The following is an 18,525-nucleotide window of genomic DNA, read 5'->3' on the forward strand; positions in this document are numbered from 1 at the left end:
TATTTTTGCGTGTAAGGCCAAGGGCGAACCGCGTCGCTGGCATTGCCGAGCCATTTTGGGGGAAGTCGATGACCACGCAGACCGGTACCAACAACAACGACACGTTGACCTTCGTCACGGGCGACACGGCCATCGACGGCCTGACCGGCCAGGACACCTTGCGCTTCACCCAGACAGATGCCGATTTGACGTCGACCACGCTGGTCAGCATCGAGATCCTCAAGGCCGGCACGAGCAGCGCAACGACCTTCACCGTCAATACGACGGCGCCGACCGACCTGTTGGCAGGCGGGTCCGTGATCGGCAGCAGCGGCCACGACACGCTGGCGATCGTCGGGACGACGTTCAATCTGACCAGCACCACATTGACGAGCATCGAGATCCTGCAGGCCGGATCGAGCAGCGCCACGGCCTTCACCCTCGACCAGGCCGATCTCGCCAGTGGCGGCACGGTCATCGGCAGCAGCACGACCGGCGATACGATCACCATCAACGGCACCAGCCTCAACCTCATCAGCACGACCTTGGATGACATTGAGGGGCTGATCGCGGGGAAATCGACGGCCACCACTTTCACCATCGACAGCAGCGACCTGGCGGGCCTCGCCAGCATTACCGGCAGCAGTGGCACCGACACCTTGGTCGTCAACGGCAATGCCGACCTCAGCAGCGTCACCCTGACCAGCATCGAGGCACTGAAGGCCGGTTTGGCGACGGCAACGACCTTTACACTCGATCCGGCCGACTTTGCCCTGATCCGGTCGATCAGCGGCAGCAGCGGATCCGACACGCTGATCCTAGAGGATACCGCCTTCGATCTCAGTAGCACGACGATTGCCAGCATCGAGCATCTGACGGCGGGCTTGACCGACGCCACCACCTTCACCCTCGACCAGCTCGATCTCGCCAACGGCGGCACCGTGCATGGGACGGCCCAAGACGACACGCTGACGGTAACCGGCACCAGCTTCAATCTGACCAGCACGAGCCTCGACAGCGTCGAAATTCTGAAAGCCGGCACGACCAAGGCCACGACCTTCACGATCAACCTCCTCGACCTCGCGGCCGGCGGATCGGTTGTCGGCAACACCAACAGTGATTCGCTGATCATCAATTCGACCCTGTTCGACCTCAGCAGCACGACGCTCAGCAGCATCGAGATCCTGAAGGCCGGCCTCGCCGTGGCAACAAGCATCGAGGTGGATGCCGGCGACCTCCTCGCCGGCGGATCGGTCATCGGCGGCGGCGGCATCGACAGCCTGACCATTGTCGGCAACGCCTTCGACGTCAGCAGCACCAGCCTTTCCAGCATCGAAAAACTGTTGGCCGGCGCCACGGACGCCACCATTTTCACCGTCAATCAGGCGGATCTCGCGAGCGGCGGCACGGTCAGCGGCACCAGCGATGACGACACGCTGCGGGCCGCGGGCAGCGCGCTCGATATCAGCAGCACCACGCTTAACAGCATCGAGATACTGGCAGCCGGAACGTCGCTGGGAACGACATTCACCGTCAATGCCAATGACCTGGCGGCTGGCGGCACGGTCGCCGGCCACAGCAGCGCCAATGACACCCTGGTCGTCAAAAGCACCGCTATCGACCTCACCAGCACCACACTGACCAGCATCGAGATTTTGAAAGCGGGCCTTGCGGCCGCCACGACCTTCACGCTGCAGGGCGCCGACCTGGCGACTGGCGGGTCGGTGATCGGCAGTTCCGGTGCCGATAGCCTGATCATCCTCGGCACGGATTTCGACCTCAGCAGCACGGCGCTCACCAGCATCGAGAAACTGACGGCGGCCACCACCAATGCAACGACATTCACGCTCAATCAGAACGACCTGGCTGCCGGCGGTTCGATCATCGGCCACAGCAGCGCCACGGACGTCATACTTGCCGGCGGCACGACGCTCAATCTCAGCAGCACGACGCTGACCAGCATCGAGCAGTTGACGGCCGGGACCATCAGCGACACGGTGCTGACCGTCAATCAGGCCCAGCTCAATGCCTTGGCCATTTCCGGCAGCAGCGGCAATGACACGCTGCAGATGGCCAGCGCCTTGTTTGATCTGACCAGCAGGACGCTGACCAGTATCGAAAAGCTGGGTGCCGCCACGGCCAGCGCCACGACCTTCAAAGTCGATGCCGCCGATCTTGCCAGTGGCGGCTCGGTCATCGGCAATACCGGCACGGATACGCTGTCGATTGCCGGAACGGCGTTCAACCTCGCCAGCACGGCTCTCACCAGTATCGAAAAACTCGTCGCTGCGACCAGCAACAGCACGCTGTTCACGGTCAACCAGGCCGACCTTGCCGCCGGTGGGTCGGTTATCGGCAGCAGCAGCATCGACACGCTGCAAATTGCCGGCGCGTCTCTCAACCTCAGCAGCACGACGCTGACCAGCATCGAGCGGCTGCAGGCGGGGACAAACGCCGCCACGACCTTCACTGTCGACCAGGCGGACCTCGCGGCCAACGGCACCGTCATCGGCAGCAGCGGGAACGACACGCTGGCGGCAAACGGTACGGCTCTCAATCTGACCAGCACCACCTTATCCAGCGTCGAGATCCTGTCGAGCGTCCATTCGACAGGTACCACCTTTACCCTGGACGTCACGGATCTGGGCAGTCTTGGTACCATCACCGGCAGTACCGGGACCGGCGACGCATTGGTCGTGCTGAGTTCGGTGATCGATCTCAGCGGCAAAGCCGTGACCGGCGTCGAGACCTTGAAGGCCGGCCTCAACATCGCCACGACCTTCACGGTCGACCAGGCCGACCTCGCAAGCGGCGGCTCGGTCATTGGCAGCACCGGCACCGACACCTTGATCGGTACCGGCACCATCCTCAACCTGTCCAGCACGGCATTGAACAGCATTGAGACCCTGCAGGCGGGGAATTCGCTGGCGACGACCTTTACCCTCGACCAGGGCGACCTCGCCGCGGGCGGCGCCCTCAATGGCAGCTCCGGCGACGACATCCTGGCGGCAGCGGGCAGTAACCTGGATCTGACCAGCACGACGCTCTCCAGCATTGAGAAACTGAGCAGTACACACAATGCGGGTACGAAATTCATCCTCGACGTCAATGATCTGGCCGGCTTCGGATCGATCACGGGCAGCACCGGGGCGGCGGACAGCCTGGCGGTGACGAATGCGGCCATCGATCTTGGCGGCATTGCCATCAGCGGTATCGAAACACTGCGTGCCGGCCTTGCGGCAGCCACCACTTTAACCGTCGACGATCCCACCGCGTTTGCCGGCATTGTCGGCTCGACCGGCAGCGACACGCTCATCAGCAACAGCAGCGATTTCGATCTGTCGAGCACCGCGCTCACCAGCGTCGAGATCCTGAAGGCCGGCAGTACCGGCACCAACGCCACCATTTTCACCGTCGACCAGGCCGATCTGGCGTCGAACGGGACAATCATTGGTACCGGCAATGATGACACCGTGGCCGCTGCCGCGAATGCCCTGGACCTCACCAGCACGACGCTGAGCAGCGTCGAGATCATCGCCAGCAGCCTGTCGACAGGCACGACGTTCAAGGTGGATCAAGCGGATCTGGTCTCGGGTGGCACGGTCGCGGGTCACAGCAGCGGGACCGACACCCTGACGGTGAATAGCACTGCCATCGACCTCACCAGCTCGAGTTTGACCAGCATCGAGTGGCTGAAGGCCGGGAAGGCGGTCGCCACGACCTTCACGGTCGATCAAGCCGATCTGCTGGCGGGTGGCTCCGTTTTCGGCAGCAGCGGCAATGACACGTTGACGATCAATGGCGCATCGCTCAACCTCGCCAGTACCACACTCAGCAGCATCGAGATCCTGAAGGCGGCGAGTGGCGCTGGCACAACCTTTACCGTCGATGCAGGCGATCTGGCGTCGGGTGGCAGTGTCGTCGGTCATAGCAGCGGCAGCGATGTCCTGACCGCCGCGGGTGCTGCCCTCAACCTGACCAATACCGTGCTGACCAGCGTGGAGACTCTGAAGGCCGGCAGTTCGAGCGGCACGACTTTCACGGTCGATCAGGCGGATCTCGCGGCAAACGGCACCGTCGCTGGCCATAGCAGTGGCAGCGATGTGCTGGTGATCAATGGCACCATCCTCAACCTTGCCAGCACGACGCTGAGCTCCGTCGAGGTGTTGCGCGCAGGGAAATCCACCGGCACGACCTTCACCGTCGATCAAACCGACCTCGCCGCCAGCGGCAGTATCGAGGGTCATACCAGCGCGACCGACACGCTGGTCGCAAACGCTGCCAGCCTGGATCTTACCGGCACCATACTGTCCAGCATCGAGATCCTGAAGGCAGGTCTAGCCACCGCCACGACCTTCATTGTCGACCAGGCCGATCTGGCGGCCGGCGGCACGGTCGTCGGCAGCAGCGGTGCCGATCAGCTGGCGGCCCATGGCACCAGCCTTGATCTGTCCAACACCACGCTGACCAGCGTCGAGATTCTGGCGGCGGGCAACAACCAGCCCACGACCTTCACGGTCAACCAGGCCGATCTGCTGGCCGGCGGCTCGGTTGTCGGCAGTTCCGGCAACGACACCTTGCTGTCAGTCGGCAACAGCCTCAACCTGGGCAGCACCACCCTCAGCAGCATCGAAATCCTGGCCGCCAGCCTCTTGACCGGGACAACCTTCACCGTCGATCAGGCCGATCTCAAATCCGGTGGAACCGTCGCCGGACATAGCAGCGGCAGCGACACCCTAGCCGTCAACGGCGCCAGCCTCGATCTCAGCAGCACGACGCTTTCCAGCATCGACATCGTGAAGGCCGGGTTGTCCACAGCCACCACCTTCACCCTGGACCTTGCCGACGCCGGCGGTGTCACGGTGAAAGGCAGCAATGGCAGCGACACCTTGATCGTCAACGGCACCGTCTTCGATCTCTCCAGCACGACGATCGATGGCGTCGAGACGCTGAAAGCGGCAACGGGTGTCGCCACGGTCTTCACCCTGGACCAGGCCGATCTGGTGGCCAGTGGCACGGTACAGGGCAGCAGCGGCGTCGATGAGGTGATTGCCAACGGGGTCACGCTCGATCTCAGCAGCACGGCCCTGGTCGATATCGAACGGCTATCCGCTGGGTTGTCGAGCGGGACTACGTTCACGCTCGACCAGGCGGATCTCGCGTCCGGGGGCACGGTTTCCGGGCATAGCAGCGGCGCCGATATTCTGATCATCGCCGGGACCAGCCTCGATCTCAGTGCCACGACCCTCAGCAGCATCGAGACGCTGAGGGCCGGCAAGTCGGCGGCGACGACCTTCACGGTCGATCAAGCTGATCTCGCCACCAGCGGGACCGGCGGTGCCGTCATGGGCAGCAGCAACAATGACACGCTGCTGGTCACGGGGGCAGCGCTTACCCTGACCAGCACCGCGCTCACCAGCATCGAGATCCTGAAGGCCGGCAGTGCCGCCGGCACGACCTTCACCGTGGACCAGGGCGACTTGGCGACCGGCGGCAGCGTCGTTGGCCATACCAGTGGCAACGATACACTGACCATATCCGGGGCGGCCCTCAATCTCACCAGCACCGCGCTCAGCAGCATCGAGATATTGAAGGCCGGCAGTTCGTCTGGCACCACCTTCACGGTCGATGCCGGCGATCTTCTTTCGGGTGGCACGGTTGCCGGCCATACCAGCGGCACCGATACGCTGGTCATCCATGGCAACAACCTCAATCTCAGCAGCACGACCCTCACCAGTATCGAGGTGCTGCAGACCGACAGTTCTTTGGGGACGACCTTCACGGTCGATGCCGGCGACCTGCTGTCCGGCGGCAGCGTGGTTGGCCATACCAGTGGCAGCGATACGCTGACCACCCAGAGCGCCAGCGTCGACCTGACCAGCACAACGCTCACCAGCATCGAGATCCTCAGATCGAGCGTTTCTACCGACACCACCTTCACGGTCGACCAGTCCGACCTCGCCGCCGGTGGCTCGGTCATCGGCAGCAACGGCGACGACACGCTGATCGTCGATGGCAACACCATCGACCTCAGCAGCACGACACTCAGCAGCATCGAGACGATCGAAACCTCGACGCCCAGCAGCGGCACCCTGTTCACGGTCGGTGCAGGCCAAGGCGGTGTCACGGTCGAGCTCACCGCCAACGGCGAAACCGACACCATCGCTTTCGCCAGCGCGTACAAGGTCACGACCATCACCAACGACAGCACGATCCTCGCCCACGCACTGGCAATCAACCATTTCAACGATGGCGCAACCAATGGAGATGTCATCGACATCTCTGCCCTTACCAATGGCACACCGACACATTCGCTGGATATCAGCGGCTATATCGACCTTGCCAACCCGGCCACGCTGAAGGATGCGCTCAACCTGGCGGCGGCGGGAGACGGACACACTCTTTCGACCGTCGTCACCTTCCAGTATCAGGGCAACACCTATGTCCTCGTCGACAAATCGGCGGCGGCAACACTCGGTACCAATGATGCGGTGATCAAGCTGGTCGGCCTGCATACGCTGTCCGACGGTGATAATTTCTCGTTCTGACGACGCGAGACGCCCATGACCTTTTTGAGACCGTCTACCCTGGCTGCCGCCATCCTGGTGATGGCGGCGGTACGGCCGGCTTTTGCCGACCCTGTGTTTTCGCTGCCGCTCGCCTGCACGCTCGGGACGGATTGCTTCGTGCAGAACTATGTCGATACGGATGCCGGGCCCGGTGCGGCCGATTTCACCTGCGGTGGGCTGACCTATGACGGCCACAAGGGTACCGATATCCGCCTCAAAGACTATGTCGCCATGGCGGAAGGCGTCGATGTGCTGGCGGCGGCAGCGGGCACGGTGTTGCGTCTGCGCGACGGCATGGATGACGTCAATGTAAGGGAGATCGGCGTGGCGGCCATCAAGGATCGGATGGCCGGGAATTCGGTGATCGTCGACCATGGGGACGGCTGGGTCACGCAATATGCCCATATGAAGAAGGGCAGCATCGCGGTGACGCCCGGGCAGAAGATCGCCGCTGGCGACAAGCTGGGACAGGTCGGGCTTTCCGGCAACACGGAATTTCCGCATCTCCATTTCGAGATCCGCCATGGCGACAAGCCGGTCGACCCCTTCACGGATGAGGAGATGGGCGCCGGCTGCGATGTCGCGAAGCGGGCGCTATGGCAACCGGCCCTCTCGTACCAGGCGGGCGGCGTGCTCAGCCTCGGCCTCGCGACGGCCAAGCCGGATCCGGAGGCCGCGCGCCACGGCGCCTATGGGCAGGTTGCCCCGGGCGCCGAGAGCGACGCCCTGGTTTTCTGGGTCGACCTCTTTGGCCTGCGTGCCAATGACCGGCTGGTCCAGCAGCTCATCGGGCCGGACGGCACCGTCATTGCCGCCATCGACGAGGTGGCACCCAAGTCCAAGGCACAATTCTTCTCCTTCGTCGGCAAGAAGAAGCCACTGGGCGGTTGGCCGTCGGGGTCCTATCAGGGGGTGATCCGCCTGCTGCGCGACGGTGCGACGCTCGTCGATCAGGCCCTGCCGATCGCGGTCCCCTGAAGGGGTCGGCCGCGGCGCCGATTTATCGTAAAATCCGACCCGGATTCGGATAGTCTGGGTGCCTGATTCTCTCTGGAGTGGTCGACGGATGGGTTTGGCTCCTGAAGCGTCGCGTGAGGTCCGGCCGGTTGTTCTGGCTGGCGGCAGCGGCATGCGGCTGTGGCCGCTGTCGCGAGAGACCTTTCCCAAGCAGCTCAGCCCCTTGATGGGCGAGCACAGTTTGTTGCAGAGCACCATCCGACGGATCGGCAGCAACGCGGCCTTTGGCCGCCCCATCATCCTCACCAATGAAGCGCTGCGCTTTGCCGTCGCGGAACAGCTGCGCCTTGCCGATTGTGCAGCCAGCATCGTCCTGGAGCCCGTGGGGCGCAACACCGCCGCGGCGATCGCCGTCGCGGCGTTTCAGGCCGCGCGGGAGAACGCCGAGGCGACGCTTCTCGTCATGCCGTCCGATCACATGATCGCCGACGGGTCGGCCTTCCTCATCGCGGTGGAGCGGGCCGTGACGCTCGCGCGCCAGAACCTCCTGGTCACGTTCGGCGCGACGCCCACGCGGCCGGAGACGGGCTTCGGCTATATCCGGCAGGGCGCCGCGATCGAAGGTGGCCATGGCTACCGGGTGGCATCCTTCACGGAAAAGCCGTCGCGCGACGTCGCCCAAGGCTATCTCGACAAGGGCGGCTATTATTGGAACTGCGGCATCTTCGTCTTCAAGGCGTCCTTCTACCTCGCCGAACTGAAGCGGCTGGCGCCCGAGGTACACGATGCGGCGCAGGCCGCTTGCGATACGCAGGCAACCGACCACGATTTCATTCGCATCGGCGCCAAGGCCTTTGCCGCCTCGCCCGATATCTCGATCGACTATGCCGTCATGGAGAAGACCGGTGCCGCGGCCGTCGTTCCGCTCGATGCGGGATGGTCGGATATCGGCTCGTGGTCGGAGATCTGGAACATCCTGCCCAAGGATGCGGCGGCCAATGTCCTGCTTGGCGATGTTCTGGCCGAAAATGTCACGCGCTGCTACATCAACGGCGCCGACAAGCTGGTGGCAGCGGTTGGCCTCACCGATACAATCGTCGTCGCGACCGATGATGCGGTCCTGGTCGCCGGCATCGAGCACGCGCAGTCGGTGCGCAAGATCACCGAGCGGCTAAAGACGCTACACCGTCGCGAGGCGATCGAGCCCACCCGCGTCAGTCGGCCCTGGGGGTTCTTCCAGTCGCTGCATCGCGGCGAGCGGTTCCAGGTCAAGCGCCTCACGATCGCCCCCGGGGCCCGCATTTCATTGCAGATGCATCTGCACCGGGCCGAGCATTGGGTCGTCGTCAACGGCACCGCGCTGGTGACCCATGGCGAGGACAAGAGACTCGTGCAGGAAAATGAGTCGATCTACATCCCGGCCGGCACCAAGCATCGCCTGGAGAATCCAGGCAAGATGGAACTCAATGTCATCGAGGTCCAGACCGGATCCTATCTCGAGGAAGACGACATCGTCCGTTATGACGATACCTATGGCCGCTCCTGAAGGGCGATCCTTGAGGAGCGGCTATTTCTCGCGCATGCCGGCAGAGAAGTAATCGGTCAGCGGCCCCACCACATATTCCAGCACCGTGCGTTGTTTGGTGGGAATGAGCACCATCGCCGGCATACCGGGCACGACGTCGATATCCGGGATGGTGGCAAGGTCGTCGGTGATCGCAACCTTGATCTCGAAATGCCCGATCGGATCGCTCTGGGTGACGATGCGGTCAGCCGAAACGGCATCGATCCTGCCGTGGAGGATGCCGGTCTTGCGCTGGTCATAGGCGGTAAGGCGCACCTCGGTCGGCATACCGATCTGCACGTCGGCGATATCCTCCGGCCGTACCGCCGCCTTGATCACCAGCTTTTCATCGCTTGGCACGATCTCCATGATCGGCACGCCGCGATCGATGACGCCGCCCACGGTGTTGGCGTTCATGCCCAGCACGATGCCGGCGGTAGGGGCGGTGATGACAGTGCGTGTCAGCACATCCTGGGCGGCGTTCAAGCGCTCTTCCATGGCGTTGAGCTTGTCCTGGACGTCGCTTAGATTCTGCGAAACTTCGGACAGGCGCTCCTTGCGCAGCTGAAGCATCTGCAGTTCCGCCTCGCCGATCGCCTGCTCGATGCCGGCGCCGCTGCTGCTGTATTCGCCGCCCTCGCCGCTCAAGGCCGCCGCCTGGCGTTCGAGCAGCAGGATGCGCGTCTTCGGCACATAGCCCTTTTCATAGAGGATGCGCGCGCTTTTGAGCTCGTCCTGGATCAAGGCCAGCTGCTCGGCCTGGGCGTTCTGCTGGACCTTGGCGCCGTTCTTCTGCTGCTGCAGCTGCTTGACGCGCTTTTCGAGCAGTGAGACCTGGCCTTCCAGCATGTTGCGTCGCTCGGCAAACACGCTGGCCTGCCCATCCATGACTTCCTTGACGCCGGGATCGGCGGCAGCCGCTGTCAATTCCGTCGGGAAGGCGATCTTGTCGGCGCCGTCACGCTCGGCCACCAGCCGCGCGCGGATCGCCAACAGCGACAGATATTGCGACCGAATGAGATTGACGCTGGCCTGTGCCTGGGTCTGGTCGAGACGGATGAGCACCTGGCCATTGGTGACGGTGTCGCCATTCTTGACCAGCAATTCCTTGATGATGCCACCATCAAGATGCTGCACGACCTTGTTCTGCCCCGAGGCCTGCAATGTGCCATAGGCGTTGACGGCACTGGCAAGCGGCGCAAGGGCCGCCCATCCACCAAGTCCGCCGAAGAAGAGACCCAGGAAGACGAGGCCGACTGCGATGACCGGCCAGGGGCTGGTCGGCAAAGGCTGCCCCACGGGCTTGCGCCACGGCGTCTTATCGGCCGGTGCCAAAGCCTCACTGCTCATCACGCCGCTCCCGGATTGGTGCTGGCGATGCGCATCGGGCTGGCTGGCTGCGGTGCCAGGAATTCGGCACGCGGCGCCAGCTTCTCCACGACACCGTCGCGCAGGAACAGGATGGTATCGACGGCCGCCAGAACCCCAGCGCGGTGGGAAATGACGATGCTCGTCATCCCTTGCGCCGGTGCGTCGTTGAGGACCGCCATCAGGGCACGCTCGCCGTCCGAATCGAGATTGGAGTTCGGCTCATCCAGCACCAGCAGGCGCGGGTTGCCGAGCAAGGCACGCGCAAGGCCGATGCGCTGCCGGGTGCCGCCGGAAAGCACGGCACCGCCGGAACCCACTTCCGTCTCATAGCCATCCGGCATGCGCAGGATCATGTCGTGGACGCCGGCCCGCATCGCGGCGGCGATGATCTGCTCTGGTGTCGCATCGCCGAAGCGGCCGATATTGTCCTTGATGCTGCCCTCGAACAGTTCGACTTCCTGCGGCAGGTAGCCGACATGGCGCCCGAAATCGGCCCGGTCCCAGCTATAGACATCGGCGCTGTCGAGGCGGACCGTGCCTTGACGCGCCTGCCACACGCCGACGATCAGCCGTGCCAAGGTGGATTTGCCGGCACCGCTCGGGCCGATCACCGCGAGGCGTTCGCCCGGCCGCAGGGTGAAGCTGACGCCATGCAGGATGGGCTTGACGACACCCGGCGCGAAATAGGTGACGCCTTCGACCGACAGCAGCCCTTGCGGGGTCGGCAACTGGATCGCGTCGGCAGGCGGCGGGAGGGTGAGGAATTCGTCGATGCGTCGCGCGGCAGCTCGGGCGCCGACGAAGGAGCGCCAGCCGCCGACCAATTGCTCGATCGGTGACAAGGTGCGGGCCAGCAAAATGGCTGCCGCGTAGATGACACCGGCGGTAACTTCGCCATTGATCGTCATCCAAGCGCCAAGACCGATAATGGCGCTTTGCAGGCCCAGACGGAAAAAACGGATCATGCCCTGGAGATAGGCACCAAGCTCACTCGCGCGCGTCTGCTGGCGCAGCATTTCGTAGCGGCTGTCGCTCCAGCGGCGCAGGAAAGCGGGCAACATGCCCATGGCCTGGATCACTTCGGTGTTGCGCAGGCTGGCATCGGTGAAGGTGTAGTTGCGCCGTGCCGCTTCCTCGGACTTTCGCAGGTAAGTGGCCGTCACATATTCATTGGCGACGGCGAGGATCAGCATGAAGACCATGCTGGCGGTCGCGACGATGCCCAGCACCGGATGCAACAGGAAACAGGCCAGCAGATAGATCGGCAGCCAGGGCAGATCGAAAATGGCGGCGGCACCCGTCTGGGTGAGAAAGCCACGGAAGACGTCGAGGTCGCGCACCACCCCGGGCCGCTCACCCACCCGATTGGTGATCTCCACCTGACGCTGCAGAAGCTCTTCCGACAAGGTGGCATCGAGATGGTTGCCAAGCCGCACCAGCAGGTGATTGCGCAAGGCTTCGAGGATGCTGAGCGTCACCAGTGCCGCGACCGTCGCCACCGAAATCATGATCAAGGTCGCGATACTTCCGCTGCTGATCACGCGGTTATAGACCTGCAGCATATAGATCGTCGGCGTCAGATAGAGGAAGTTGATGCCGAGGCTGAAAATCGATGCCGCGACAATATGCGCCCGGCAGTCGCGCAGCGTGCGTCGCAATAACCCCGGCATGCGCTGTGGCGTCACTGCGGCAGCACCGGTTTGGCCGCCGCCGACTTGGCGATGATCCCGGCAACATAGGTGTCGGCATAGGTTGTGCCGCGCCGGCGGTCGTATTCTTTCAGCGCCAGGGCCGCGAGATCGGCAGACTGCAATATCGAATCGAGCATCAGGCTGAGCTTCAAGAGTTTTTCATCTTCAAGCCGGTCGAACTGCATGAAGTCGCGGACATAGACGGCGTCCGACCACAGAATCTGGCGGATACCGCCAGAGGGACTGCTCGGTGAAGACAGCGGCTTGAACAGGCGCTGACCGAAGCCGAGGAAGGTGTGGAACTGATAGCCGTTCTTGCGCAGATGCTGATCGACATCGGCGAACAGCGGCTGCCCGACATAGAGTTCAACGAACTCGACCTCGGTGATGATCATCAGGGCGGAACCCAGCGCCTTTGAGGCTCCGCGAAAGACATCCAATTCACCGCCTTGCACATCGATCTTGATAAGGTCGATGTCCGAGAGGCCATCGAGGTCGGCCAGATCATCGAGCCGGCGCGTCTCTATGCCCGGATGCTGCATCTTGGGCGTCACCAGTTCGGCAAGATTGCTGAACCTGCTCAACAGCGGCGTATTGGGTTGATAGAGAGAACCGGTCATCGGCATGTTCGTCTCGTGGAATGTTCGCATCCCACCATCGCCAATGAAATAAGGATAGTAGCGGCCGCCGGTGCCGGCATTCAGCTTGGCGCATTCGGCTTCGTTGGGTTCAAAACCCACCACACGGGCGCGCCCCGCCTTGATCAGCGGGCGATAGGGCTCGATTTCGTTGCCAAGCGCCATGGCACCGATATCAACGATGTTGATGGGTCCGGTCTGCGGCAGCAGTTCCAGCAGATTGTCGACCCTGGGCGGTGGCGAGGTCACGCCGCGCCAGAAGGCGGCATTGAGATTGTCGGGCGACTCCGCCAGCACCGCCGGCGGCAAGGGCGCCTTCAGTCCGGCGCCGCTGCGCAACTGGATCAGGAGCCGGCGCCGCTCGGATTCCGCGCTCTGCAGCCCGGTCTTGCACAGGTCATCGATGATCGAGGCATGGGACTGGTCGTAGAAGGAGGAATATGCCGCCAACCGTTCGAACGTTTCCAGCACCGCGGCAAAGCACCAGGTGTCAAACCGACTCGCCGCAGGCAGCGCGTCAAAGCGTGGACTTGGCGCCAGGAACGGGAGATCGCGCCGCGCCGGCCCCTTGTTAAGGCCGGAAATCAGTCGCTGCAACGCCAGCACGGCAACGCCACGCCGGCCGAGATCGGCCGCGGCACGCGCCAAGGACATCAGGACCGCGAAGTCGGGCGTCGCTTCGGCAAGTGTGCCGAGGGAGGCCACCGCCTGCTCCAACGCCGCGACGCGCTGGGTCGGAGAGAGGTTGCGGTCTTGCGCGGCGACATAAAGATCGAGGGCCGCAACGTAGCCGGGCGGCAACTGACCGTCGGCCGGCCATTGCGCGGCCAGCTCCTGCGCGAATGGCTTGTGCCCCAGGTAGTTTCGCCAGGCGCCGCGCGCTGCTGGGGCGGTATCCGCGGCAACGGCATCGGCCAGGATGCCACGTGCCCGCAGCTCGGCAGCCTTATCCGCCTTGCAGCAGAAAAGATTGAGGAGATAGGGATCCTCCCGGCCATTCTCTTCGAAGGGCTGCAGGATGCCCAGCCCCGGAACGAGGCGATAGGCGGCATAGCCGAGTTCTTCGAACTGCGCCTTCAAGGCGAGGTTGAGCTTCGCCCCGTGCTTGATCTCGAACATGATGAGCGGCGACGCGCGCTTGAGGAATGCGTGACCGCCGCGGATGACGTTTGGCTCCTCACCCTCGGCATCGAGCTTGACGAAGTCGATCGCCGGCCAGTCATTGGCAGCGGCCCACAGATCGAGCGTCGTCAAGGCAACCGTTTCCGACCCTTGGGCGGAGCCTTGCAGTGAGTTCAGTTCAGATTGACCGCTGAGGCCGAGTTGGGCTTCGCCTTCTCGGTTCGAGAGAGCCGCCTGGATCACCGAGACGTTCTGGAAACCATTGGCAGCGATGCTGCGCGTCAGATGCGCCGCCGTCTGGCTGGCCGGTTCGAAGCTCCACACCTGGCCCGCGGCACCGACAGCACGCGCCGCGGTAAGGCTATAGATGCCGTAATTGGCCCCGATGTCGATCACGCGCTCGCCGGGCCGCAGCAGCTGCCGGACGAACGGCGCCTCATCCTCGAACCAATCTTCCTGTTCCAAGAGGACATAGGGTGAAATCAGGTTCACATCGCGTGGAACGCAAATCTCAATATCGCCCTTCAACTTCAGCCGCAGCATGTTCGTCGGTACCGTCGCCATGGTTTTGTCGTTGCCTTCATTGCTGCGGCCGGCGCCTTCAGTCTCGCACCATGCGCGCCACATGCCGCGCATGGCGGCCTCGAACTTGCCGGCAAACTGCCGCCCGTCGCATAGCGGCGATTCCAGCATGCGCGCGCGCAATCCCGCCCGCAATGCCGAGAGGGCCGGCACGTCCGCCGCGAGCAGCTTTGCCTGGGCAACGAACGCCTGCTCATCCAGCGCCGTCATCTGCGGCAGGTCGAGCGCCGCATTGATGGTGGCACCGACGCGGGCAGCATGCCGGTCGCCGCACAGCGTCAGCGTGGGCACGCCCATCCACGCCGCCTCGCAAATTGTTGTCGTCCCGTTATAGGGGAAGGTATCGAGAGCGAGGTCGATGCGATGATAGACCTCGAGATGGTTCTTGAGATGCGGCTCCCAGCTCAGCAACTCGACCCGGCCGGCGGCGATGCCGGCCTTCTGGAAAGCCGCCTGCAGGCGGGCCGCACTCTCGGCATCGGCGAAGGAGCGCGACTTGAGGATGAGGCGCGACTGCGGCACCGCAACCAGGGCGGCGGCCCAGAGGCTGATCGTCTGGTCGGAGATCTTGTTGATCTTGTTGAAGCTGCCGAAGGTGATATGGCCATTCGCCAAGGCCGGCAGTGGCGCGACGTCGGGCGTTTTCGGCGCAGCCTCATAGCAAAGGAAAGGCCCCGGCAGGCGCCACAATTTCTCGGCATGGCCACGATCGGCGTCGCCTGGCGGGTCGGTGATCGCGTCGATGAGGCGATAGTCGATCGCCTCCAGCCCGGTGGTGTTGGGATAGCCAAGCCACGTCACCTGGACCGGGGCCGGCTTTTCGGCAAAGACGCCGAGGCGATTCTTCGATGTATGGCCGGCCAGATCGACCAGAATGTCGATGCCGTCCGCACGAACCATCGCCGCCGCCCGCTCGTCGGAGAGGCCGACGATCGGCCGCCATCCGGCACTCGCACGGCGCAGGAACTCGGTATAGAGATCCGGGTTCACCACATCCGAGTAGCAGTAGAATTCGAAGCTCTTGCCATTATGCCGGTCAAAGAGCGGCTTCAGGAAGAAGGCAACGGAATGGGCGCAGAAATCGGCGGAGACGAAGCCGACGCGCAAGGGCCGATCCGGAACCGGCGCGTTGTCGTGATGACGCGCCGCCTTCCCGGCATGGCGTGCGCCCCAGGCCCGATGCTCGGCAAAAATCTGATCGGCACTGAGATCGGTCACGTAGTTGAGCGAGAAAAGGTAGTTGGACCAACCTAGATGGAGATCCGGGCGCAGCCTTGTTACCTCGCGGGAGGCCGCGATCGTTTCGCGATTGAGGCCCTGCGCCCCCAGGGTTGAGGCCAAATTGGCATGGGCCTCGGCGAGGTCCGGCGCCAGCGTGATGGCACGCCGGCACGCTTCGGCGGCCTGCGCAAGCCTCCCTGTCGAGATGAGTGCCGCCGACAGGTTGACATAAAGATCGGCACTGACCGGCCCGATCTCGATCGCCTTTTCGAAGAAGGGGATCGCCTCGTCGTCGCGATGCTGTGCACAGAGGGCCGAGGCAAGGTTGCTATAGGCATTGCGGTTGCGCGGGTCGATGGCAATCGCCCGACGGCAAGCCGCCTCGGCCTCCTCCTGGCGCCCCAAATCGCAAAAGGCGGAACCGATATTGGCATAGGCAGCCGCCCAGTCGGGCCGGAGGACGAGGGCCTGTTGAAAGCAGGCCAGCGCTTCCGGCACCAATTTGCGGCGCTTCAAGGCGGACCCCAGATTGAGGATCGCCTCTGGGCTTGTCGGATCCTTGGCGGCGGCCTGCCGGAAGGCGCGTTCGGCCGCGGGCCAGTCGCTGCGGTTGAAGGCCGCGACACCGGCATCCATTTCCGCCGTGACATCCGGGGCCTTGCTGCCGGCCGCCTGTGCGGCACACCAGTGCTGCCACATGCCGCGATAGGCCGCTTCGACTTCGCGGGCAAAGCCAGGGCCATCCATCAAGGGCGAGGCGGCCATCGCCTTGCGCAGACCGGCACTCAGCGCCTGAATTCGTGCCGGATCGGCGGCGAGGGCCTTGGCGCGTGCGACATAATCATCAACGCTGTAGGCCACCAGCTCGGCGAGGCCCACATGTTCCAGCAAGGCGGCACTGACGCGCCCGACATGGCGGTCGCCGCGCAAGGCGACCATCGGCACACCCATCCACAAGGCTTCGCAGGTGGTGGTGGTGCCGTTATAGGGGAACGGGTCGAGCGCGATGTCGATGCGGCCATAGGTGGCAAGGTGATCGCCGATGAGCGGCTGGCGCCCCATCAGATCGAGCCGTTCCGGCGCCACGCCACACGCGCCGAAGCGCTGTCGATAGAGTGCCAGGGTTTCCGGGTCGGAAAAGGCGTTGCACTTCATCACCAGCCGCGAGTTCGGCACCTCGCGCAGCAGGCGTGACCAGACCGCCACGACCTCGTCCGTCATCTTCGCCATGACGTTGAATGAACCGAACGTCACATAGCCATTGTTTGCGACGGGCCGCGCCGGTACCTCGCCCGCGAAATCCGAGGGGCGGAAACACAGAAAGCTGCGCGGCAGGCGCACGAGCTTTTCGGCATGGATATGGTCGGCCTCGCCCACCGGATCGACCTTTGCGTCGGTCAGGCGGTAATCGATCCGCGTGAGGCCGGTGGTATTGGGGTAGCCGAGATAGGTGACCTGCACGGGTGCGGGCTTGCGCGCCATAACGGTAAGGCGATTTTCGGCGGTATGCCCGGCGAGGTCGACCAGGATGTCGACCTGGTCGGCGCGAATCTGGGCGGTCAGTTCGTCATCGGTCATGAACGAGCAGGAACGCCACACCGGCACGCGCGCCTGCAAACGGCGGGACAGCGAATCCATCCGCTTGTTGATCGCATAACAGATGATTTCGAAATTCCGCTGGTCGTGAAATTCCAGCAGATTCTCGATGAAATAGGCGACCGAGTGGCCAAGGAAATCCGGCGACAGATAGCCGACGCGCAAGCGCCGCGCCGGTTCGGGAACATTGGCGTGCGGCGCGACCGGACCGGCCTGTGCCTCGATCATGTCGCCGAACTGCCGATGCTCGGCGCAGACTTCCGCCGGCGTCATCTCGGCCAACGAATTCAACGTGAAGAGCAGATTGGAATGCGCGCCGAGATAACTCGGCGAGATCTTGATCGCCTTGCGAAAGCAGGCGACCGATTCATCCAGCCGGCCCTGCTCGCGCAGCAAATTGCCGAGATTGTTGATGGCAAAATCATAATCCGGCTTCAGCGTCACGGCATGGCGATAGACGGCCGCCGCTTCGCCGAGAAGCCCCTGCCCCTTAAGTGCGGCGCCCAGATTGACGTAATGCTTGGGGTTTTCGGGTTCCAGCGCGATGACACCGCGCTGGCAGCGCACGGCATCGTCGAGCTTGCCGAGGGTCGCATAGACGGTACCCAGATTGCCGAGGGCCGCGGCCATCTTGGGCTCAATCTCCAATGCCCGCGTGAAGGCCGCAACCGCCTCTTCCAGGCGATGTGTCTCGAAAAGAATGTTACCGAGATGCAAATGGAGATTGGCGTCCTGGGGTGCAGCGACGCTCTCCTGGCGAAAGAGGGCGATCATCTCATCGACCCGGCCCTGGCGCCGCATCAGGCTGCCATAGCCATTGAGGCATTGCAGGAAGCGCGGGTCCGCGGCGGCTTCTGGACCAGGCTGGGGCAGCATGGTCAAGGCGCGCTTGAGCGCCGCCTCGGCCGGCGCCAGGTCGCCGAGGTCCAGCAGGCCCAGGCCCAGATTGAGCTGAGCATCGCTGTTGGTCGGTTCGAGGGTCAGTGCTTCGCGGAAGCAGTCGACGGCTTCGGGTGATTGGCCAAGATCGCGCAGGGCAGCGCCCAGATTGTTGAGCGCCACAGCGCTTCGCCCAAGGGCCAGATGGCGACGATAGACAGGGACGGCGTCCAACAGGCGGCCGGCGACGTGAAGTCGCATGGCCTCGCGCAGGATTTCAAGCCCCGCATCGGGCGGATCGGCCGCAACGGCTGGCTTGGGGGGAACCGATTTACGCTTTTGGACCATCCTGGAGC

At 63.7% G+C, this 18,525-nt stretch carries 6 protein-coding genes; 3 read left to right on the forward strand and 3 right to left on the reverse strand.

Translation table 11 applies throughout. The features are described 5' to 3' along the window. Positions 1–68: 68 nt before the first annotated feature. The 3 genes from SMD31_RS17745 (at position 69) to SMD31_RS17755 (ending at position 9,051) form a co-directional block, all read left to right on the forward strand. Positions 69–6,527, forward strand: coding sequence for a hypothetical protein (locus tag SMD31_RS17745; RefSeq protein ID WP_320502263.1), 6,459 nt, complete (start codon positions 69–71; stop codon positions 6,525–6,527). Between the two features lie 15 nt (positions 6,528–6,542). Next, a complete protein-coding gene (locus SMD31_RS17750) occupies positions 6,543–7,526 on the forward strand; it encodes a M23 family metallopeptidase (RefSeq protein ID WP_320502264.1) in 984 nt (327 codons plus the stop codon). A gap of 88 nt (positions 7,527–7,614) precedes the next feature. Continuing rightward, on the forward strand, positions 7,615–9,051 hold the full coding sequence (locus tag SMD31_RS17755; RefSeq protein WP_320502265.1) for a mannose-1-phosphate guanylyltransferase/mannose-6-phosphate isomerase: 1,437 nt from the start codon (positions 7,615–7,617) through the stop codon (positions 9,049–9,051). A 21-nt stretch (positions 9,052–9,072) separates the two neighbouring features. On the opposite strand, the gene SMD31_RS17760 is transcribed toward SMD31_RS17755, so the two are convergent. Genes SMD31_RS17760 through SMD31_RS17770 form a run of 3 tightly spaced genes read right to left on the reverse strand, consistent with a single transcriptional unit; the run spans position 9,073 to position 18,517 of the window. Next, on the reverse strand, positions 9,073–10,419 hold the full coding sequence (locus SMD31_RS17760; RefSeq protein WP_320502266.1) for an HlyD family type I secretion periplasmic adaptor subunit: 1,347 nt from the start codon (positions 10,417–10,419) through the stop codon (positions 9,073–9,075). Beyond that, positions 10,419–12,110: a type I secretion system permease/ATPase gene (locus SMD31_RS17765; protein WP_320502267.1), complete on the reverse strand. Its 1,692-nt coding sequence runs from the start codon at positions 12,108–12,110 to the stop codon at positions 10,419–10,421. Before SMD31_RS17765 ends, SMD31_RS17760 begins: the two co-directional genes overlap by 1 nt. Before the next feature lie 11 nt (positions 12,111–12,121). Next, complete coding sequence (locus SMD31_RS17770) at positions 12,122–18,517, reverse strand: FkbM family methyltransferase (RefSeq protein WP_320502268.1); 6,396 nt, start codon at positions 18,515–18,517, stop codon at positions 12,122–12,124. Between the last annotated feature and the right edge of the window lie 8 nt (positions 18,518–18,525).

The organism is Dongia rigui (assembly GCF_034044635.1).
Taxonomy (GTDB): Bacteria; Pseudomonadota; Alphaproteobacteria; order Dongiales; family Dongiaceae; genus Dongia; species Dongia rigui.